A 21,560-nucleotide genomic window follows, 5' to 3' on the forward strand; every position below is an offset into this window, starting at 1 on the left:
TGTTACTTCCCCTTGCCGCGCGGGCCGCCCGCAGGCCGTCCACCGGGCTTTCCGGTAGGCTTGCCACCGGAGGGGCGACCACCACCCGGCTTGCCGCCGAAGGATTTGCCACCGGAAGGCTTTGCACCAAACGGCTTGCCGCCGTCACGGCGCGGCGGGCGATCGGAGAAGGTGCGCTCGCCCTCGGCGCGCGGCTTGCGGTCACCGAAGGAACGTTCGCCGTCCGCGCGTGGCTTGCGGTCGCCATGGGCCGGACGGGCACCGAACGAACGCTCACCTTCCGCACGCGGTTTACGGTCGCCACGGGACGGGCGGTCACCAAAGGAACGCTCGCCCTCGGCACGCGGTTTGCGGTCGCCACGCGGCGGGCGATCGCCGAAATCGCGCTTGACGCGGTCGTCGCCCGCACCCGAGCGCGAACGGCCGAAACCGCCGCGGCCACCATCGTCACGGTCGCGCGTTTCCGGCTCGCTGGCGCGGATCCATTCACCGTCTTCGTCCCGCGTCTTCAGGATACGGGGCTTTTCGGCCCGGTCGTCGCCGGGACGGCCGCGTGCCGGTCCCTTGCGGTCGGGATCGAATTTCTTTGCCGAGCGCGTCGGCGCGCCGTCGGCCGTGCGGCCATAACGCTTGGTCTTCGGCGCACCATCCGGACGTTCGCGCGGTTCGCGCTTCACGCCGTCAGACGTTTCCGCCTTCTTCTCGGCCACGGGGCGGGCACCGGGCGCCATCCAGACGTTGGACTTGCGGGCCCGGTTGGCGGGCTCGCGCTTCGGCTTGCCGTCGAACGGGCTGTCGTCGCGGTCGCGATCGCGAGGACCGCCGCGCGGCTTGTCGCCGAAGCGGTCGTCGCGCTTGGTATCGAGCCGGGCGCGGGCTTTTTCGCGGCGGTCTTCCGGCTTTTCGCGGCGTTCGGCGGGACGCTCGGCCCAGCCGGGTGCGGCGTCGCGGCTCTTGCGGGCGGGCTTCTCGTCGTCTTCCGGCGCATGATCAAACAGCGGCGCATCGAAATTCGCCTTGGCTTCCTCGATCAGGCGAGGGCCGAGCTGGTCGCGCAGCGTGCGGCCGCGGATTTCCTGGGCCTGGCCTTCCGGCAGTTCGCCGAGCTGGAACGGGCCGTAGGAAATGCGGATCAGGCGGTTCACGTCGAGACCGAGCGCGCCGAGCACGTTCTTGATCTCGCGGTTCTTGCCTTCACGAAGGCTGACGGTGATCCAGGCGTTGGAGCCCTGTACCTTGTCGAGCGTCGCGTCGATGGCACCATAGAGCACGCCGTCGACAGCAATGCCGTCCTTCAGCTTGTCGAGATCGGTCTGCTCGATCTTGCCGTGGGCGCGCACCCGGTAGCGGCGCAGCCAGCCTGTCGTCGGCAATTCCAGCATGCGGGCAAGCCCGCCATCGTTGGTCAGCAGCAGCAGGCCTTCGGTGTTGATGTCGAGGCGGCCGATCGACATGACGCGCGGCAGGTCTTCGGGAAGGTTGTCGAAGACGGTCGGGCGGCCTTCCGGATCGGCATTCGTCGTCACGAGGCCGGCCGGCTTGTGGTAGAGCCAGAGGCGCGTGCGCTCGATGCCGCGGATCGGCTGGCCGTCGACCTCGATGCGATCGGCAAAGGTGGCGTTGACGACCGGCGTCTCCAGCACCTTGCCGTTCACGCTGACGCGGCCTTCCATGATCATGCGCTCGATATCGCGGCGCGAGGCGACGCCCGCGCGGGCGAGCAGCTTGGAAATGCGCTCCGGCGCAAGGTCCGTCGCCGCAGAAGCGGCCGGCGCTGCCTTGGCAGGCCGCGCATCGCGGGCAGGCTTGCTGTCGCGGGGAGGCTTGCCGTCCCGGGGCGCGGACTTTCCAGCGAAAGCCTTGCCCTCGGGTTTGCGGCCCGCGGGCTTTTCAGCCGAAAAGGATTTCTTGCCCGAAGCGGCCGATGCGGCGCTACGCGGCTTGCGATCACGGCCCTCGGGCGAGCCGCCCGGCCGTTTTGGCTTGTCTTTGAATGTCATTTGTGTTGCCTGCGTTTTGGCGTGTCCTATCAGGTCGCACGCCCCGGGTTAAGAGGAATTCGTTGTGCGATGACAAATCGCTTCATGGAGATCGCGCTTTGCGAGGCGCGCGCGGCCGGCGCACGGGGCGAAGTGCCGGTCGGAGCCGTGCTGGTGCTGGATGGCGCGATCATCGCGCAATCCGGCAACCGGACACGGGCGGAGACCGACGTAACCGCCCATGCCGAGGTCGCCGTCATCCGCGAGGCTGCCCGCAAGCTCGGTCAGGAGCGCCTTACCGGTGCTGATCTCTACGTGACGCTGGAGCCCTGCACGCTCTGTGCCGCCGCCATTTCCTTCGCCCGCATCCGGCGGCTGTACTACGGTGCGGAGGACCCGAAAGGCGGCGCGGTGGACAATGGCGTGCGCTTTTTCGCGCAGCCGACCTGCCATCATGCGCCGGATGTCTATTCGGGGATCGGCGGCCAGGAGGCGGCGGATATCTTGAAGGATTTCTTCGCCGAGCGGCGCTGATCGGAGCGTGAGGACTATCCGGCGGCGAACTGGCGAAGTTTTTCGCCGTCCAGCCGGTAGCGGACCCATTCCGGCTTCGGCTCGGCACCGATCGCGTCATAGACGCGGATCGCCGGCGTGTTCCAGTCGAGCACGCTCCACTCGAACCGGGCGCAGCCCTCATCGAGCGCCGTGCGCGCGAGATGCCGCAGCAGCAGCTTGCCGACACCGGCACCGCGATGATCGGGCGTCACATAGAGGTCTTCGAGATAGAGGCCGTTCTTTGCCTGCCAGGTGGAGTAGGTCTTGAACCATACGGCGGAGCCGGCGGGTTCGCCGTCCTCGGTCTCGCAGATGGCGGCCCGGCTTACCGAGCCTTCGCCGAACAGCGAGGCGGCAATGCTCTCCTCCGTCGCTGCGACCTCATGCAGCGCCTTTTCATAGTCTGCGAGTTCACGGATGAAACGAAGAATGACCGCGGCGTCGTCAACCGACGCCGGGCGAATGCGATAGGCCACCATGGCTTAGAAGGGCCACCAGCTGGACCCGCTCTGCTTGGCCGCCTTCGCTTCCTTCTTGCGGCGGCGCTCCTTGGTCTTTTCCGGCTCGCCGAGGTCGGCCTGCGCCTCCTCGGGAAGACGGCGGTAGTCCAGCGGCGGATCGCTCAGGTAGCGGCGCTTGTCGGAATAGGCGCCCATCTGCAGCCGGCGCGCCTCACGATAGGCTGCCGTCTGTTCGGATGCGGAGAGCTTGCGGTTCGTCGTGCCCTGGTTGGCGAGCGGAGACCTGTAGTTCACGTCGCCGCTGTTTTCATCCGCTTCCGCCCGCAGGCGCTCGCGCATGTCCTCGGGGCTTTCCAGCCATTCCGGATTGTCCTTGCCGGAAACGGATTGCTGCGGCGTGAGAAGCGCCGTCTGGTCCTTCGGAACGACGAGGCCACCGCGCGGCTGGTAACGGATGCTTTTCGCTTCCTTGTTGTCGGGCTGGACCATGACGGCGTTGCCGACGTCTTCCACCAGCTGCTCGCCAGCGCTCTTGCCCGTGCCGTAGGTCGGCCCCATGCAGCCGGTCAAAAGGAAACTTCCGCCCAAAAGACCGATCAGGCCGGATCGCACCCGAATATTTCGCGTCATTCCCATGAATACCCTTCCAGCAGAGCCGGCGCCCCAAAGCCCAAGCACGGCAATAGATCGCCGTGCCATGGCGGAAAAATCCGACCATTTTCAGGCAGCAATACCGGATGAAGCATGGAAGTGCAATTCATCCAGGCATCGACGGCCGGAAAGCCCCGGCCGTCAACAGGCGTGTGGTTTTACGCCGCGCGACGGAAACCGATTTCGCGCAGTGCCGCCGCGTCGCGTGCCGAGACATCGGGATAGTCGGCATCCGAGCCGACATCCGTGGTGATGCGCCAGGAGCGCGCGCATTTCGTGCCTTCTGCCAGCTTCGGCTCGACAGCGACCTTGGCGACTTCGGCCAAGCGGAAGGCCTCGACCGGGCCTTCGCCGGCGACCACGGTGATGGCCGAGGTGATGCAGATTTCCGCAAAATCCTGGCCGTCGAGCGCGTTCAGAAGCTCCGGGTCAGCGATGGAAACGACCGGGGCCGCCTCCAGCGAGGCACCGATGCGCTTCTCGCGGCGCTCGATTTCCAGTGCGCCGGTGACGACCGAACGCACAGCGCGGATCTTCTCCCACTTGGCTTCCAGCGCGTCGTTGCGCCATTCGGCCGGCACATCCGGGAACTGCTCGAGATGGACCGAGACGGCATCCGGCTTCCGCGACAGCCAGGCTTCCTCCATCGTGAAGGGCAGCATGGGCGCCAGCCAGGTGACGAGGCACTCGAACAGCTTGCGGATGACGCAGAGCGAGGCGCGGCGCTTCAGCGAGGACGGGGCATCGCAGTAGAGCGCATCCTTGCGGACGTCGAAGTAGAAGGCCGAGAGCTCGACATTCGAAAAATCGATGAGCGCACGGGCGATCTTCTTGAAGTCGAAGGCGTCGTAGCCTTCGCGAACGACGGCGTCGAGTTCCGACAGCCGGTGCAGCATCAGCTTTTCCAGCTCCGGCATGTCGGCATAGGCGATCTCCTCGCCCGTGTCGTGCGCCAGCGTGCCCAGCATCCAGCGCACCGTGTTGCGCAGCTTGCGGTAGGCGTCGATGTTGGTCTGGATGATCGTCTTGCCGAGGCGCTGGTCTTCCCAGTAGTCGGTAGTCATGACCCAGAGGCGCAGGATATCGGCGCCCGATTCCTTCATCACGTCCTGCGGCGAGACGACGTTGCCCTTGGACTTCGACTGCTTCTCGCCCTTCTCGTCCATGGTGAAGCCATGGGTGACGACGGCATTGTAGGGCGCACGGCCGCGCGTCGCGCAGCTTTCGAGCAGCGACGAGTGGAACCAGCCGCGATGCTGGTCGGAGCCTTCCAGATAGACGTCGGCCGGCCATTTCAGGTCCGGGCGGTCTTCCAGCGTGAAGGTGTGCGTCGAGCCCGAGTCGAACCAGACGTCAAGGATGTCCATGACCTGCGTCCACTTGGCCGCGTCGTGGTCGTTGCCAAGGAAACGCTCCTTGGCACCTTCGGCAAACCAGGCGTCGGCGCCTTCCTTTTCGAAGGCGTCGAGGATGCGGGCGTTGACAACCTCATCGACAAGCACCTCGCCGTTCTCGTCGGCGAAGACGGCGATCGGCACGCCCCAGGCGCGCTGGCGCGAGAGCACCCAGTCGGGCCGGCCTTCGATCATCGCGCGCAGACGGTTCTGGCCGGAGGCAGGCACGAAGCGGGTGTCGTCGATGGCCGACAGCGAACGCGAGCGCAGCGTGGTTCCGTCGCCGAGTTCCTTGTCCATATAGACGAACCACTGCGGCGTGTTGCGGAAGATGACCGGCTTCTTGGAGCGCCAGGAATGCGGGTAGGAGTGCTTGAGGCGCCCACGCGCAAACAGCGTGTTGGAGGCGATCAACGCCTTGATGACGCGCTCGTTGGCATCGCCCTTCTTGCCGTTGTCGTCCATGACGCGCGCGCCGTCGAAACCGGGGGCGTCGGCCGTGTAGAAGCCGGCGTCGTCGACCGGGAACGGGATTTTCGACGAGATGCCGCGCACTTCGAGCTGGCGAGCGTTTGCCGTCCAGGCATCAAAGTCCTCGCGGCCGTGGCTCGGCGCTGTGTGCACGAAGCCCGTGCCGGCATCGTCGGTGACGTGGTCGCCATCGAGCAGCGGAACGGGGAAGGTGTAACCGAGATCCTTCAGCGGATGGGCGCAGGTGATCGCCGCCAGTTCTTCCGGCGTGACATCGCGAACGAGCTTGAAGGTGAGCTTCGCCTTCGCGGCCGCCTCATCGGCGAGACGCGTTGCGAAGATCAGCTTTTCGCCCGGCTGCGGACCAAAGTCGTTCTGCGCGCTTTCGACTTCGAAAAGGCCATAGGGGTAGCGCGAGGAAAACGCGATGGCACGGTTGCCGGGGATCGTCCAGGGCGTGGTCGTCCAGATGACGACGAAGGCACTATGCAAATCGTCGAGACGCCGGGCAACCTCCTGCGTAACGCCGCCATCTTCCTCAACGCCTTCGGCTGCAAGGGACGTTGCCTGCGCTTCGAGGACGGAACCGGCTTCAACGTGGATCGATGCGACCGGGAACTTCACCCAGATCATGTCGCTCTCGACATCGGCATATTCGACTTCGGCTTCGGCAAGCGCCGTGCGCTCGACGACCGACCACATGACGGGCTTGGAGCCGCGGTAGAGCTGGCCGCTCTTGGCGATTTTCAAGAGTTCACCGGCGATGCGCGATTCGGCGTGGAAATTCATCGTCGTGTAGGGATTGTCGAAGTCGCCCTCGATGCCAAGGCGCTTGAACTCGTCCGACTGGATCTTGATCCAGCCGGCGGCGAAGTCACGGCATTCCTGGCGGAACTCGTTGACCGGAACCTCGTCCTTGTTCTTGCCCTTCTCGCGGTACTTTTCCTCGATCTTCCATTCGATCGGAAGGCCGTGGCAGTCCCAGCCGGGCACGTAGTTCGAGTCATAGCCGCGCATCTGGAACGAGCGGGTGATGACGTCTTTGAGGATCTTGTTCAGCGCGTGGCCGATATGGATGTTGCCGTTGGCATAGGGCGGGCCATCGTGCAGCACGAACTTTTCGCGGCCGGCGGCGGATGCGCGCAGCTTTTTGTAGAGACCCATCTGCTGCCAGCGGGCCACCGTTTCCGGCTCCTTCGTCGGCAGGCCGGCGCGCATCGGAAAGTCCGTCTGCGGCAGGTAGAGGGTGGACGAATAATCGACTTTTTCGGGCGTATCGGTCATGGATATGGCTATCGTCTCGTCGCGCGGTTTTCGCGCATGCGGGGAAAGTATCAGTCAATACTGTGGCACTGACGGCGGGGGCGCTTGCGAAAACGCCCGAAATCCCGGACCTTCCGGCTCTCGCTCAGAGCGCGCGGAAAGCCGGGCCACTAATTCGCAGATCGATGGTCAGCCGGTTGAGCATCATGCGCGCGGTCTTACGGCCTTTTCGCCGGTTTGAAAAGACGGGGCGTTTATATTTGGGAGAGCTTGACGTTTGCGGCACCCGCCTCAGAAACAGAGGCGCTGGTCGATCAACCCGAGCGGCTTGACGCCGGACAGCAGTGCGCGCGCCTCCTCCTCGTCGCGCTTCATCTGCACGACCAGCGCATCGAGGCCGTCGAATTTCAGCTCGTCGCGCAGGTGTCCGAAGAAGGACACGGCGGAGACTTCGCCGTAGAGATCGCCCGAGAAATCGAACAGGAAGGTTTCCAGCAGCGGCGCGCCATTCGACGTCACCGTCGGGCGGCGGCCGTAGCTGGCGACGCCGTCGTGCAGGCTGCCGTCGGGGCGACGGAAACGCACGGCGTAGATGCCGTTGCGCAGCTCCACTTCCGGCGGAAGCTGCATATTGGCCGTGGGATAACCGAGCGTGCGACCGAGCTGCTGGCCACCGATAACCTCGGCCTCGACCGTATAATGATAGCCGAGCTGCCCGGCAGCCTCGACGACGGCGCCGTCGCCAAGCAGCTTGCGGATGAAGCTCGACGAGATGACCGAGGCGTTCTCATCCCGGAAGGCATCGACCAGCGTGACGCCAAAACCATTGTCCTGGCCGGCCGCCATCAGGAAGGCCGGGCCGCCTTCCCTGCCCTTACCGAAATGAAAATCGAAGCCGGTGACGACCTCGGAGGCATGCAGCCAGTCCAGCAGGATCGTGCGGATGAAGTCATGCGCCGATATTTCGGAGAAGGAGCGGTCGAACGGATATTCAATGACGGCGGAAAAACCCATGCCTTCGAGGATGCGCGCCTTCAACGGCGCCGGCGTCAGGCGGAAGACCGGGCGTTCCGGGCGGAAGACGGTGCGCGGATGCGGTTCGAAGGTCAACACAAGCGCGGGAATGCCGCGTTCCGTGGCAAGGTCGAGCGCCCGTTGCAGCACGGCCTGGTGACCACGATGCACGCCGTCGAAATTGCCGATGGCGATAACGCCGCCGCGCAGAAACTCCGGCAGCGGCTGTTTCGTCTCGTTCCTGTGAAATACCGTCATGACGACCGTCTCCGTCCCGTCACCGCAGCCGGGGCATCCACCACTTCGGGTGGGCATTTTCCTGAGCAAGAAAGCGTTCCAGCTTTGCCTCGTCCGTGCGACCGGCCTCGACATATTCCTGCGCGTGAATGCCGCCGGAAATATAGAGCACGTCGAGACCGAAAGCTTCGGCACCACGCACATCGGTCGGCATGCCGTCGCCGATGGCGATGACACGCGACAGGTCGAAGGCGCCGCGCACGTCCTCAGCCTCCGCAATCGACTTCTCGTAGATCGGCCGATGCGGCTTGCCGGCGATCTGGCTTGTGCAACCGAGCTCCTCATAGAGCTTGGCGAGCGCGCCGGCGCAGGGAATGAGCCGGTGGCCGCGCTCGACGACGAGGTCGGGATTGGCGCAGATGAAGGGCAGCTTTTTCGCCGCGAGCGCGGTCAGCTCGTCGCGATAGTCCTCGACGGTTTCCTTCTCGTCTTCGCGGAGGCCCGCGCAGACGACGATGCCCGCCTCTTCAAGACCGACCGGCTCGACGCCGAGGCCATCGAGCAGAGGCAGATCCTTTTCCGCGCCGATGAAATAGATCTTTTTCGGCCCCTGCGCGATCAACGCGCGGGTGACGTCGCCGGACGTGACGATGCGATCATAGGCATCGTCGGTGACACCGAGGCCACGGATCTGTACCTTCACGCCCGGATGGGGGCGCGGCGAATTGGTGATGAGCACGACCGTCAATCCAGCGGCACGGGCTTCGGCCAGCGCTTCCGAGGCATAGGAAAAGGCTTCCACGCCATTGTGCAGGACGCCCCAGACGTCGCAGAGCACCACGTCATAATGCGCAGTGATGTCGCGGAAGGATTGGATGCGGTGAGCCATCAGGAATTCCCGTGTCGAGGTCGAGCCCGGCTGACATTGCAAAGCGACGCCAAGAAAACAAGCCTCTTCCCACAATTTTGCCGCATCGGCGGGGAAACTGCCGGAAATTCATGGTCCTGACTTGATGGCATGCGAAGTCACTCCCATCTGCCGGCTGCGGTAACCATTCGCGGCAAAATAATTTCCCGGCGCTCTCCTTGACTCGAAAAGCCCCGCCGCCTATCTCCAAGCCGCTAGCACTCCTGAACAGTGAGTGCTAACACCAATCCATCGGATCCAGTTTCGGGATCCGCAATGTCATTCGATCGAGGGATAAGACAATGGCAAGCACCACCTTCCGCCCGCTTCACGATCGCGTCGTCGTACGTCGCGTCGAATCCGAAGCAAAGACCAAGGGCGGCATCATCATTCCTGACACCGCCAAGGAAAAGCCGCAGGAAGGCGAAATCGTCGCCGTCGGTTCCGGCGCTCGTGACGAGTCCGGCAAGGTTGTTCCGCTGGACGTCAAGGCTGGCGACCGCGTTCTGTTCGGCAAGTGGTCGGGCACCGAAGTCAAGCTCGACGGCGAAGACCTTCTGATCATGAAGGAAGCCGACATCATGGGCGTCATCGGCTGATTTAGCCGGTCATCCCTTTCCGAAATTCGCTGATACCTCTTTCAGGAGTTCACACAATGGCAGCCAAAGAAGTCAAATTCGGCCGCACCGCGCGCGAAAAGATGCTGCGTGGCGTCGACGTTCTCGCAGACGCAGTGAAGGTAACGCTCGGCCCGAAGGGTCGTAACGTCGTTATCGACAAGTCCTTCGGCGCACCGCGCATCACCAAGGACGGCGTTTCCGTCGCTAAGGAAATCGAACTGGAAGACAAGTTCGAGAACATGGGCGCCCAGCTCGTTCGCGAAGTCGCTTCCAAGACCAACGACATCGCCGGCGACGGCACGACGACTGCAACCGTTCTTGCCCAGGCTATCGTTCGCGAAGGCCACAAGGCTGTTGCCGCCGGCATGAACCCGATGGACCTGAAGCGCGGCATCGATCTCGCCGTTGCTGAAGTCGTCAAGGATCTCCAGGCCAAGGCCAAGAAGATCAACACCTCGGAAGAAGTTGCCCAGGTCGGCACGATCTCCGCAAACGGCGACAAGCAGGTCGGTCTCGACATTGCTGAAGCCATGCAGAAGGTCGGCAACGAAGGCGTCATCACGGTTGAAGAAGCCAAGACCGCCGAAACCGAACTCGAAGTCGTCGAAGGCATGCAGTTCGATCGCGGCTACCTGTCGCCCTACTTCGTGACCAACCCGGAAAAGATGATCGCCGACCTCGAAGACGCGTTCATTCTCCTGCACGAGAAGAAGCTCTCGAACCTTCAGGCAATGCTGCCGGTTCTCGAAGCCGTCGTCCAGACCGGCAAGCCGCTGGTCATCATCGCTGAAGACGTCGAAGGCGAAGCGCTCGCAACGCTCGTCGTCAACAAGCTGCGTGGCGGCCTCAAGATCGCTGCCGTCAAGGCTCCTGGCTTCGGCGACCGCCGCAAGGCCATGCTGGAAGACATCGCCATCCTGACGGGCGGCACTGTCATCTCCGAAGACCTCGGCATCAAGCTTGAAAACGTAACGCTCGACATGCTCGGCCGTTCGAAGAAGGTTTCGATCTCCAAGGAAAACACGACGATCGTCGACGGTGCCGGCCAGAAGGCTGAAATCGAAGGCCGCGTCGCGCAGATCAAGGCTCAGATCGAAGAAACCACCTCCGACTACGACCGCGAGAAGCTGCAGGAACGTCTTGCCAAGCTCGCTGGCGGCGTTGCCGTCATCCGCGTCGGCGGCTCGACGGAAGTCGAAGTGAAGGAAAAGAAGGACCGCATCGACGACGCTCTCAACGCGACGCGCGCTGCTGTTCAGGAAGGCATCGTACCGGGCGGCGGCGTTGCCCTGCTGCGTTCCTCCACGAAGATCACCGTCAAGGGTGAAAACGACGACCAGGAAGCTGGGATCAACATCGTTCGCAAGGCGCTCCAGTCGCTGGTTCGCCAGATCGCCGAGAACGCTGGTGACGAAGCTTCGATCGTTGTCGGCAAGATCCTCGACAAGAACGAAGACAACTACGGCTACAACGCCCAGACCGGCGAATACGGCGATCTGATCGCACTCGGCATCGTCGACCCGGTCAAGGTTGTCCGCACGGCTCTGCAGAACGCAGCTTCGGTTGCTTCGCTGCTGATCACGACGGAAGCCATGATCGCCGAACTGCCGAAGAAGGATGCACCGGGCGGCATGCCTGGCGGCATGGGCGGCATGGGCGGCATGGACATGATGTAAGACCTTCGGGTCCTGCATCTGAGCCATCCGGTTCAGTTTAGGAAAGGGCGGCCTTCGGGTCGCCCTTTCTGTTTTCCCGCGAGGAAAGGTTGTATCGTTACCGCGGAAAGAATTTTTCCAATCGTGCAATAATTATCAAAAAGCCGTTGCTGGCATCAGAAAACCAATTATAAAGGCGCCCCAAGTGAACTTTTCAGATTCACCCGGGGTTCAGGCGCTAAAATCCGACACGGTGTTGTCGGTTTGTCGCGCAACCGGATTTCCCGAAGCATTGGATAGCACCCGCCGGGGACTGAACAGGGTCAGCGGCGGTTTTTACGCGTAGCCCCGGTCCGTTCGACGGTAGGATCCGGGTATAGTTCAGTTCATGGAAAAATCGTTCGGCCGACTTCGAAGGTTGTCAGCCAACGCTGTCATTTTAGCATGTAGCGCCCCTCAAGGGACGGGACATGTTCGGCCAAATTCGAGCAACTGCCTGAGGTCGTGGGTGTTCAAGATAATCAAGACTGATCTCTCGTCGCCCTTTCTGCCGGGCTCGATGGAATTCGACGAAACGGACAACGAGCTGTTGACGCAATATTGCGTGACGGAGCGCTGGACCGGTGATCTTTCCAACGGCCTGTTCACGCTCGGTGACAAGGCCGCGCTGGCGCATGGCCTGCCGCAGCGTGCCTGCGGCCTGCTCAATCTGATCCGCTGCTACGAGCCGCTCGACCGCACGCGCGTGCTGGAGCTTTTCGAGCAAGCGGCTGCCTCCTCCTCGTCCTTCTGTTTTTCCACGACGATCCATCTCGATGGCGCACCGCGCCAGCCGGTGTTCTGCGTCGGGGAATCGACAGGCCTCGAGGAGAAGTACGCCGGCACGATCATCGGCGTCTTCATCTTTCCGCGCTTCCAGATCGACCTCGCCGGCCGCCGCTTCAAGCGGCAGTAAGCCGGCTCAGGCCGCTTCGCTCGTCTCCACGTCGACCCGGATCCGCTCTATCGGCATCGGGCGCCCGAGGAAGTAGCCCTGCGCTTCGTCGCAACCTTCGTCGAGGAGGATGGCGAGCTGGTTGCTCGTCTCCACGCCTTCGGCGAGGACTGGAACGCGCAGCGACTGGCCGAGCGCCAGGATGGCGCGGATGATGGCCTTGGCCTCCGGGCTTGCCTCGACTTCGCTCATGAAGCTGCGGTCGAGCTTGATCTTGTCAAAGGGGAAAGCGCGCAACGTTTCCAGCGACGAATAGCCCGTGCCGAAATCGTCGATGGCGATGGTGACGCCGAAAGCCTTGATGCGGCGCAGCGTCTGCAAGGCACGCTCCTTGTCGCCGATAATGGTCGACTCGGTGATTTCCAGCTCCAGCCGGCGCGGGTCGAGGCCGGTTTCCAGCAGAACCCGGTGCACGAGGTCGGCGACATCGGCATTGCCTAGCTGCACCGGCGACAGGTTAACGGCGATCTTCTGCTCGTTATCCCAAGTCGAGGCCTCGCGGCAGGCCTGCCGCAGCACCCACTCGCCGATCGGCAGGATGGCGCCGCACTCCTCGGCAATCGGAATGAAGTCGGACGGCGGGATCGTGCCGCGCACCGGATGGTGCCAGCGCAGCAGCACCTCATAGCCGAGCGTCTCGCCGCTGTTGACCGCCTTCTGCACCTGGTAGTGCAGTTGCAGCTCGTTGCGCTCCACGGCCTGCCAGAGATCGTTGGCGATCAGGCGGCGGCTGCGGGCGGCCTCGTCCATGGAGACTTCGTAGAAGCACACCGTCTGGGTCAGCGCATCCTTGGCGCGGTACATGGCAAGGTCGGCATTGTTGAGCAGCGCTTCGATATTGTCCGCGTCCTGCGGATAGATCGCCACGCCGAGGCTGGCCCCCGGCTTGATGTCGTAGCCGTCAATGCGGATTTCCGCGTTGAGGCAGGCTTCGAGGCGCTGGATGAAGTCGGTCAGCTCGGACATGTCCTCGAAGCGCTTGGCGGCCGCGAATTCGTCGCCGCCGAAGCGGGCGATCGTTTCATCCGCCTCCAGGCAGGCCTCGATACGCTTCGACAGCGTGACCAGAACTTCGTCGCCCGCCGCATGGCCGCGCGTGTCGTTGATTTCCTTGAACTTGTCGAGGTCGATGCCGATCGCCGCGACCTTGCCGCCGGAACGCTGCGCCGAATCGAGGTCGGCCTCGAGGCGGTTGTTGAAGCTCGCGCGGTTGGGCAGGCCGGTCAGGCTGTCATGACGGGCGAGGAAGGAGATCTGCTCTTCGGAGCGAAGGCGATCGGATACGTCCTCGTAGGTCGCGACCCATGCGCCATCCGGCAGCGTGCGGTAGCGCAACTGCACCGACGTGCCGTTCGGCAGCTTTTCGACCATTGCACCGCCGTCATTGGCCAGGATTGCAGCGCGGCGGCGCGCGTAGACATCGCGCGCCTTGGCCTGCCGGACATCAGGATCGGCAAACAGCGTGGCAACGCCCTGCTCGACGATCTCGCGCAGCGTCATGCCGGGCTGGACGTGGCCTTCCGGGAAACCGAAAATTTCGCTGTAGCGCTTGTTGGCAATCAGCAGACGCTCGTCCTTGTCGAACAGGCAGAGACCCTGCGACATGTTTTCCAGCGCGAGATCGAGGTTCTTCGTCACCGCGGCGAGCCGGTCGGCATCGGCCTTTTCCTTCGTCACGTCCTTGGTGATCTTGGCGTAGCCGACGAGCACGCCACCGGCGTCATGGATGGGATCGATGACGACATGCGCCCAGAACCGGCCGCCGTCCTTGCGGTAACGCCAGCCCTCGCTCTCGCATTTTCCCTCTTCGCGCGCGGTGCGCAGCGCTCGCTCGGGCAGGCCGGCTGCGCGATCCTCCTCGCTGTAGAAGCGGGAAAAATGCTGGCCGACGATCTCGTGCGCCGCGTAACCCTTGTGGCGCTCGGCGCCCTCGTTCCAGTTGGCGACGCGGCCTTCCGGATCAAGCATATAGATCGCGTAATCCTTCACGCCCTGTACGAGCATGGCGAACTGGCGCGTGCTTTCGCTGGCCGCAAGCTCCGCCTGCCGGGCAAAGACAGCAGCGGTCAGGCCGGCAAAGAGCAGCGAGAAGGCGACGATGGCGATCAACGGCACCATCAGGCTCGCCGACAGCATCGTGTCGTCGCTCACCGGCATCAGGCCCGGCTCGATCGTCACGGCCGCCATAGCGGTGAAATGCAACGAAACAACGCCGACTGCCATGAGCAGGGTTGCGAGCGCGCGATCACGCACACCGGCCCGCGGGCGCATGCAGAAGATGAGCGCTAAGGCACCAAAGATGGCAGCGAATACCACCGAGGCCACAACGTAGGGGTAGTCCCAGACGATACGGCCCGGCAGTTCCAGCGCGGACATGCCGATATAGTGCATGGAGGTGATGCCGGCGCCCAGCAGCAGGCCGCCCGCAATCGTGGCACTGCGACCGGACACATAGGTGGCCAGCGAGAGCCCCATTGTCGTCATGACGATGGCCACCGCCAGGGACAGGAGCGTCGGCTCCATGTCGAAACCCATGGCGACGCCCGGATTGTAGGCCAGCATGGCAATGAAGTGCGTCGCCCAGATGCCAAAGCCGCTCGATGTCCCGGCTGCACCCAGCCAGAGATTGCGCGCCGTGCCTTCCGCAACACGAGCCCTTTGCGCCAGCGTCACCGCCACATAGCAGGACAGGAAGCAGATGAAGGCCGCGAGCAGCACGAGGCGGAGGTCGTGCTCGACGGTCAGGCAGGTCAGAATGCGATACATGAAGGCTCACCCGGCGGGATCAAGATGACCCCACTCAGCGTGAGAACCCTAAAAAATGAGTGAATTCAGAAAGCATTGAGGGAGGCCGGCCCTCCGCGGATTTTATCATACTTAACGAATATCAAAACAATACAACTGTGCCAGTGCATACCAGTCACGTCGCACAACTCACGCTACGTGAGTGTCTCAGAGCGTGAGCGCCTTCAGGTCCGTCGCCGGGTCCTCGAGGGCGGCGCGTTCGGGAGTGCGGCCCATCTCGATCAGCTTCTTGCCGACGACATAGGACTTGGCATCGTTGACCGCGTCCACCGCGATCAGCTTGCCCCCGCGGAAATACCAGACGGAGACGCTGCCTTCGCGCGGACCGGGGCGGACGAACGTATCGTCGAAGCCCATGCAGAAGCCGGCGATCTGCAGTTTGACGTCGTACTGATCGGACCAGAACCAAGGTTTCGGCTGATAGGGCGCATCGCCACCGGCGATGATGGCGGCGGCCGCCTCCGCCTGGTCGACCGCGTTCTGCACGGATTCCAGCCGCACGCGACTGCCCTCGAAGGGCAGCACGGCGCAATCGCCCATCGCGAAGATCGCAGGATCGGACGTGCGGGCATGGCTATCGACGACAATACCGTTCGCAACCTCCAGATCCGCATCTCGCGCCAGCGCATCATTCGCCGTCACGCCGATGCCGGCGATCACCACATCCACCGGCAGCACAAACCCGTCCGTCAGTTCCGCGCCGGTAACGCGGCCATTCTCGCCGAGCAGGCGCACCAGGCCGGTCTTTTCGCGCACGTCGACGCCGCGTGCCGTGTGGATCGCCTTGAGGATGGTCGCCGTTGCCGGAGAGGCCACGCGGGCGAGGATGCGGTCGGCCATCTCGATGACGGTAACGTCGAGCCCCCTGCCCCGTGCGACGGCCGCCGCTTCGAGGCCGATGTAACCGCCGCCGATGACGAGCGCCCGGCGGCCCTCCTGCATTTCCAGGCCGAGGCGATCGGCGTCGCGATAATCCCTCACCGTGAAGACGCCCTCGAGGTCGCCGCCAATGTCGGCCGGCAGGCGGCGCGGCGTGGCGCCGGTGGCAAGCGCCAGATAGGCGTAATGTAGCGTCGCACCGTCGCTCAGCGTGACCGTCTTCGCCGCGCGGTCGATGGACGTGACCTCGGTGGACAAACGGATATCGACATGGTTGTCGGGATACCAACTTTCCGGGCGGAACATCAGGCGGCTCAAATCGGCCTCGCCGAGCAGGTATTTCTTGGAGAGCGGCGGGCGTTGATAGGGATGGCTCGCCTCGGCGGCGATGATGGTGATCGGCCGTTCGTCCTTGAGTGCACGCAGCTTTGCAACGAGGGCAAACGCGGCCTGACCGCCACCCACAACAACCAGTCTTCCCGTCACGATATGTTCCGTCCCGTCCTTGTTTTATCCGAGAGGTAGCGCGTCGGAACCGGCGGCGTCAACTCATCGCCGCGCCGCCGGATTTTTCGTTTGCGTCAGGCCTTTGCCGGAATCTCAAGACCCTTCTGGACCGCCGGACGGGCAAGGCAGCGCTCCAGCCAGGCCATGACGGCGGGGAAGCCGGCATAGTCCAGCGCCTCGCGACCGCCATAGAAGACATCCGCGCCGCGGATCCACGGGAAGGTCGTGATATCGGCGATGGTGTAGTCGTCGCCCATGATGAACTGGCGGTCCTTCAGACGAGCGTCCAATATGGACAGCAGGCGCTTGGACTCATCCCGGTAGCGTTCGGCCGGATAAGGATTGTTGGCGACCTTGTCGGCGGCGAATTTGTGGAAATGACCGAACTGGCCGAACATCGGGCCGACGCCGCTCATCTGGAACATCACCCAGCAAAGCGTTTCATACCGCGCAGCCGGATCGGCCGGGATCAGCTTGCCGGTCTTTTCGGCGAGGTAGACGAGGATCGCGCCGGATTCGAAGAGGCCGATCGGTTTGCCGTCCGGACCGTTTGGGTCGATGATGGCCGGAATGCGGCCGTTCGGGTTCAGCGAGACGAACTCCGGCGACTTCACGCCTTCAGGCCCGAACTCGATCCGGTGGGCCTCATAGGCAAGACCGAGTTCCTCCAGCGCGATCGACACCTTCACGCCATTCGGCGTCGGCAGCGAATAGAGCTGGATGATGTCCGGGTTTTTAGCGGGCCACTTCTGGGTGATGGGGAAGGACGACAGATCTGCCATGAAACACTCCTTGGATGGGAGCTCATAGATAGGGCAGCTTGCCGGAGGATGTCAGGGTGGGGAGGGAATTTTCCAGTCGGGACCGGCGCGCCTCAGAGCACGCCGCGCACCCGCTCCACGATCTCCGCCACCACCGCACTGCCCTCATGCTCGGGCTTGCGGGCGCGCACGAGGCAGGCTTCGGACTTCAGGATAACGCCATCGGAGAGAATCTTCAGATGGTTGGCGACAAGCGTCGAGCCGGTCGAGGTGATGTCGACGATGATATCGGCCGAGCCGGAGGCCGGCGCGCCTTCCGTGGCGCCGAGGCTTTCGACGATGCGGTAGAGCTGGATGCCGTGGTTGCCCGAGAAGAATTTTTGCGTCAGCCGCCAGTATTTCGTGGCGATGGTGAGACGGCGGCCGTGACGGGCGCGGAAATCAGCGGCGACGTCGCCGAGGTCGGCCATCGTATCGACATCGAGCCAGATTTCCGGCACGGCGACGACGACATCGGCATGGCCGAAGCCGAGGCGGGCGCAGAATTCGACGCGGGCATCGGCCTCCGCCAGCCCCTCGCGCACGAGGTCCTCCCCGGTCACGCCGAAATCGACGGTGCCGTTGGCGATCTCGCGGGAGATTTCCGATGCCGAGAGGAAGGCGATCTCGATGTCGTCGCGGCCTTCGACCCGGCCACGGTAGGAGCGGTCATTGCCGACGGCGGTGACGGTGAAGCCGGCGCGGGCGAGCACGGCGGAGGAATCCTCCTTCATGCGCCCCTTGGATGGCAGACCGATGGTGATGGTCATGCGGCGGCTCCCTTCACGCTCGCGATACGGTCGAGCCAGAGCGAGAAGCCGACGGCCGGAATACGCTCCTTCGCGCCCAGCAGCGTCAACAACCGGTCGAAACGGCCGCCACCGGCGAGCACCAGCGCATTGCCTTCGATCTCGAAGACCAGGCCGGTATAATAATCGAGCGGACGGCCGAAGGCGGCACGGTAGGTGATCGTCGCCGGATCGACGCCGGCTTGGCGCAACGCCGCAACGCGGCTTTCGAAGCGGGCAAGCGCCTCGCCAAGCGAAAGACCGGCCTTGCCGGCAAAGGCTGCGAGCGCCTGCGGCGCTTCGGCAAGGCTGAGTTCGAGCGCCAGGAACTCCTTGAGCAATCCGAGCGTCCGGCTGTCGAGCCGTGTGTTGGCGAGCTCCATTTTTTCGCGCAGGCGCTTGGCAATGTCGGCCGGGCTGCGGCTGGCATTGGTGGAATAGCCGGTCGCTTCCATCGTCTCGTCGATATGGGCGATGAGCCCCGCCTCGTCGTCGAGTTTGCCGAGAATGGCGAGACGCTCGACTTCCGGACCGAAGACGCCGGACGGTGCGGGGTCGGAGAGGTCGGCCATCAGCTTCTGCAACTGCGCCTGGTTGCCGAAGGCGTGGACCAGCCGCTTCTGCCAACCGGTCGGCAGGCCGCAGGCCGCGACGACGGCCTCGAACACCGACTGGTCGCCGAGAACGATCGACAGGTTTATGCCCGGCAAGCGGTTGGCGAGCACCGTCAAGGCATCGCGCACAGCGCGTGCATCGGCCTGCGCGACATCCGGTTCACCGAGGTCTTCGATACCGGCCTGATAGAATTCGTTCGCGCCCTCGCGGCGCTGGCGAAAGACCTCACCGAGATAGGCGTAGCGCCGCGGCGTGCCGGTCGCCGTTTCGATGTGGCGCAGGCACACGGGAATGGTGAATTCAGGACGCAGGCACAGGCTCTTGCCGGTCGCGCTCTCCGTCATGAAGATGCGCCGGCGCAGGTCCTCGCCCGCCATGTCGAGGAAGGGTTCGGCCGGCTGGATGACCGGTGTATCGACGCGCTCCGTGCCGAGCTTTTCCAGATCGGCAATCAGATCGGGTGCGAAGGCGGGGAGGTTGACGAGGGGCATGTCAGCCAGCCCGCGCCCGGTCTTCGGCCTGCGCCGCAAGGATCTCTTGGACCTTTTCCACGAGATCGGCTTCCGGCACGGAGACCTGCGCGACACGCGCCTCGCGCCAGGAGGTGTTGTCCTCGATCTCGCCGGAAAGCCGCTTGCCTTCGATCAGGTCCTTGATCTGCACGACGCCTTCGGCCCGCTCGTCACCGCCCTGGATGATGGCGATCGGCGCATTGCGGCGGTCGGCATATTTGAGCTGGTTGCCGAACTTCTTCCAGTTGCCCTGGTACATTTCGGCGCGGATGCCGGCATTGCGCAGCGCCTGCGTGAAGCGTTGGTAGCGCCCCATGCTCTCGACGTCGCCATCCATGACGGTGACCAGAACCGGGGCGATCACCTCGTCCTGCCCAAGCTTGCCGAGGTTCTTCAGCGCTGTCATCAGGCGCGAGACGCCGATGGAGAAACCGGTGGCCGGCACCGGCTGGCCCATGAAGCGCGAGACGAGGCCGTCATAACGACCACCGCCGCCGACCGAGCCGAAGACGACCTTTTCGCCCTTCTCGTTGGTGACGGCGAACTGCAGCTCGGCTTCGAAGACCGGACCGGTGTAATATTCGAGGCCGCGCACGACGGAGGGATCGATCTTGATGCGGTCCGAACCATAACCTGCCGACGTGACGAGATGGCCGATCTGGTTCAACTCCTCGACACCTTCACCGCCGCGCGCACTGCCTTCGAGCAGCTTTGCGAGGTCGGCGGCGCTTTGCGCATAATCCTTGATACCGACGAAGAACAGCACCTTTTCGATCTGCTCGGCCTCCAGCCCCGCGCCCTTGGTGAAGTCGCCGGATTCATCCTTGCGGCCTGCGCCGAGCAGGAGCTTCACGCCCTCGGGGCCGAACTTGTCGAGCTTGTCGATGGCGCGCAACACGTTGAGGCGGGCACCCGCCTTGTCCTCGCCGCCAAGGCCGATCGCCTCCATGACCCCGTCGAGAACCTTGCGGTTGTTGACGCGGATGACGTAGTCGCCGTGGGCAATGCCGAGCGCTTCCATCGTGTCGGCCATCATCATGCACATTTCGGCATCCGCCTGGACACCGGCGGCGCCGACCGTATCGGCGTCGAACTGCATGAACTGGCGGAAACGGCCCGGGCCGGGCTTCTCGTTGCGGAAAACGTAGCCGGCGCGGTAGGTGCGGTAGGGAAGCTGGATCTCGTTGAAGTTTTCCGCGACATGGCGGGCAAGCGGCGCCGTCAGATCGTAGCGCAGGCTCATCCACTGCTCGTCATCGTCCTGCAACGAGAAGACGCCCTCGTTCGGGCGATCGCTGTCCGGCAGGAATTTTCCTAGCGCATCGGTATATTCGAAGAGCGGGGTTTCCACCGGATCGAAGCCGTAATGCTCGTAGACCGCGCGGATCTTTGCGGTCATCTCGTTGACGGCGCGGATATCCGCGGCATCACGATCGACGAAGCCGCGCGGCAGGCGGGCTCTCAGCTTCTGCGGTTTTTTCTGCTTTTCGCTCATCGCGATACCCGAAATTCCTGTATTTCCGTTGCGGTTTCCCTAGCGGATTGGGCGGGCAGCGGCAAGGCGCAAAAGCCGCGCATCAGGGCCGGCGCGACAGCTCATCCCAACTGTGCACGATGACGGCGGAGGCGTGGGGCGCCTGTGCAACCGGAATAAGGGTCGAATGTGTGTCGCCGCGGATGATGCCGCGCATTTCCGACTGGAAGGACAGCCGCTTCATCTGCACATGCCCCTCCGGTATCGACGTCATGGAGAGCGCGGCGCGCCCGTAGATGTCGATTGAGGCGACTTCACGCGCATAAAGACTGGCGACAAGCCCCTGGTCCTCCAGGCAATCGCGATAGGACCCGGTGATGTAGCGCCGGATGCTGGTGCCGACGACGGCGCGCATTTCCGGGCTTTCGCGATACTCCTGCTGGGAGCCGCCGAGATAGCGGATGTCGGGGCCTTCCCAGAGATTGCGGCTTTCCCGCGAGGTGAGGATCGAGGTCAAGAGACGCCGCTCGGTCTGCGCATCGGCGCGGCGCAGGAAATCGACGATGGCGCCCGTCGCCCTCAGGTCGGGCACGGCGGTGCCACGCTCCCAGCGCGAGACGGTGGTGGCGGAAAATCCCAACTTCCACGCAATATCGTCCTGCGTCAGCCCAACCTTCAGGCGATAGGCGCGCAACTGGTCGACGAGATCGTGACCGACGGTGATGGCGAAACCAGGCAATTTCAACTCCTGGAAGAAAAAATGGATAGTACTCATCCTTCAGTCGAGTAAACGACCAGTCGCTCCGCTTTCGGCGGCGCCCGATGTCGGCTACCCTTAAGGATAGGTAAACGACCATCCTTGCCGTTTGGCAAGCGGCCTTGCGGGGCATTTGCGCGCGTTTTCCGAACCGGCGGCGGCCAGATGGGGCCGGGGGGCCTGGCCGTCGCCGGCCACATATCGCTAAATACATCGGCTGAC

Annotated in this window: 17 protein-coding genes; 4 read left to right on the forward strand and 13 right to left on the reverse strand. The window is 63.7% G+C overall.

The annotated features are described in order from the left end of the window. Positions 1-2: 2 nt before the first annotated feature. The gene (locus GR138_RS23440; RefSeq protein ID WP_160861676.1) at positions 3-2,000 is read right to left on the reverse strand and encodes a pseudouridine synthase; all 1,998 of its coding nucleotides are present in this window, start codon (positions 1,998-2,000) and stop codon (positions 3-5) included. A 69-nt stretch (positions 2,001-2,069) separates the two neighbouring features. On the opposite strand from GR138_RS23440, the gene GR138_RS23445 reads away from it, so the two are divergent. After that, complete coding sequence (locus GR138_RS23445) at positions 2,070-2,513, forward strand: nucleoside deaminase (RefSeq protein ID WP_160861677.1); 444 nt, start codon at positions 2,070-2,072, stop codon at positions 2,511-2,513. Positions 2,514-2,527: 14 nt separating this feature from the next. Here GR138_RS23445 and GR138_RS23450 read toward each other — a convergent pair whose 3' ends face one another. The 5 genes from GR138_RS23450 to GR138_RS23470 all read right to left on the reverse strand — a co-directional run bounded on the left by GR138_RS23450 (position 2,528) and on the right by GR138_RS23470 (position 8,914). Next, positions 2,528-3,010 (reverse strand): GNAT family N-acetyltransferase, encoded by a 483-nt coding sequence (locus GR138_RS23450; RefSeq protein WP_160861746.1) that lies wholly within the window; start codon positions 3,008-3,010, stop codon positions 2,528-2,530. A 6-nt stretch (positions 3,011-3,016) separates the two neighbouring features. Beyond that, positions 3,017-3,631, reverse strand: coding sequence for a hypothetical protein (locus tag GR138_RS23455; protein ID WP_160861678.1), 615 nt, complete (start codon positions 3,629-3,631; stop codon positions 3,017-3,019). 173 nt (positions 3,632-3,804) lie between these two features. Continuing rightward, entirely contained in the window at positions 3,805-6,795 is a 2,991-nt protein-coding gene (ileS, locus tag GR138_RS23460; protein ID WP_160861679.1) for an isoleucine--tRNA ligase, read from the reverse strand. A 270-nt stretch (positions 6,796-7,065) separates the two neighbouring features. Beyond that, positions 7,066-8,046 carry a bifunctional riboflavin kinase/FAD synthetase gene (locus GR138_RS23465; RefSeq protein ID WP_160861680.1) on the reverse strand — a complete coding sequence of 327 codons (981 nt, stop codon included), beginning with the start codon at positions 8,044-8,046 and terminating at the stop codon, positions 7,066-7,068. Positions 8,047-8,065: 19 nt separating this feature from the next. After that, the gene (locus GR138_RS23470; RefSeq protein ID WP_160861681.1) at positions 8,066-8,914 is read right to left on the reverse strand and encodes a TIGR01459 family HAD-type hydrolase; all 849 of its coding nucleotides are present in this window, start codon (positions 8,912-8,914) and stop codon (positions 8,066-8,068) included. 320 nt (positions 8,915-9,234) lie between these two features. On the opposite strand from GR138_RS23470, the gene groES reads away from it, so the two are divergent. From groES to GR138_RS23485, 3 genes are all read left to right on the forward strand, one after another. Further along, positions 9,235-9,531 (forward strand): co-chaperone GroES, encoded by a 297-nt coding sequence (groES, locus tag GR138_RS23475; RefSeq protein ID WP_069059687.1) that lies wholly within the window; start codon positions 9,235-9,237, stop codon positions 9,529-9,531. Positions 9,532-9,587: 56 nt separating this feature from the next. Continuing rightward, a complete protein-coding gene (gene groL / locus GR138_RS23480) occupies positions 9,588-11,228 on the forward strand; it encodes a chaperonin GroEL (RefSeq protein ID WP_160861682.1) in 1,641 nt (546 codons plus the stop codon). Between the two features lie 487 nt (positions 11,229-11,715). Next, positions 11,716-12,162 (forward strand): hypothetical protein, encoded by a 447-nt coding sequence (locus GR138_RS23485; protein ID WP_160861683.1) that lies wholly within the window; start codon positions 11,716-11,718, stop codon positions 12,160-12,162. A gap of 6 nt (positions 12,163-12,168) precedes the next feature. Here GR138_RS23485 and GR138_RS23490 read toward each other — a convergent pair whose 3' ends face one another. The 7 genes from GR138_RS23490 to GR138_RS23520 form a co-directional block, all read right to left on the reverse strand. Then, a complete protein-coding gene (locus tag GR138_RS23490) occupies positions 12,169-14,967 on the reverse strand; it encodes a bifunctional diguanylate cyclase/phosphodiesterase (RefSeq protein WP_160861684.1) in 2,799 nt (932 codons plus the stop codon). A gap of 186 nt (positions 14,968-15,153) precedes the next feature. Next, positions 15,154-16,371 (reverse strand): FAD-dependent oxidoreductase, encoded by a 1,218-nt coding sequence (locus GR138_RS23495; protein ID WP_160861685.1) that lies wholly within the window; start codon positions 16,369-16,371, stop codon positions 15,154-15,156. A 95-nt stretch (positions 16,372-16,466) separates the two neighbouring features. Beyond that, positions 16,467-17,174: a glutathione binding-like protein gene (locus tag GR138_RS23500; RefSeq protein ID WP_160861686.1), complete on the reverse strand. Its 708-nt coding sequence runs from the start codon at positions 17,172-17,174 to the stop codon at positions 16,467-16,469. A 92-nt stretch (positions 17,175-17,266) separates the two neighbouring features. Then, on the reverse strand, positions 17,267-17,962 hold the full coding sequence (gene hisG / locus GR138_RS23505) for an ATP phosphoribosyltransferase (protein ID WP_160861687.1): 696 nt from the start codon (positions 17,960-17,962) through the stop codon (positions 17,267-17,269). Further along, the gene (locus GR138_RS23510; protein ID WP_160861688.1) at positions 17,959-19,086 is read right to left on the reverse strand and encodes an ATP phosphoribosyltransferase regulatory subunit; all 1,128 of its coding nucleotides are present in this window, start codon (positions 19,084-19,086) and stop codon (positions 17,959-17,961) included. The genes hisG and GR138_RS23510 overlap by 4 nt, the downstream gene beginning before the upstream one ends. Before the next feature lies 1 nt (position 19,087). Further along, entirely contained in the window at positions 19,088-20,602 is a 1,515-nt protein-coding gene (gene hisS / locus GR138_RS23515; RefSeq protein ID WP_160861689.1) for a histidine--tRNA ligase, read from the reverse strand. An 82-nt stretch (positions 20,603-20,684) separates the two neighbouring features. After that, entirely contained in the window at positions 20,685-21,320 is a 636-nt protein-coding gene (locus GR138_RS23520; protein ID WP_160861690.1) for a helix-turn-helix domain-containing protein, read from the reverse strand. Between the last annotated feature and the right edge of the window lie 240 nt (positions 21,321-21,560).

Source organism: Shinella kummerowiae (genome assembly GCF_009827055.1).
Classification (GTDB): Bacteria; Pseudomonadota; Alphaproteobacteria; order Rhizobiales; family Rhizobiaceae; genus Shinella; species Shinella kummerowiae.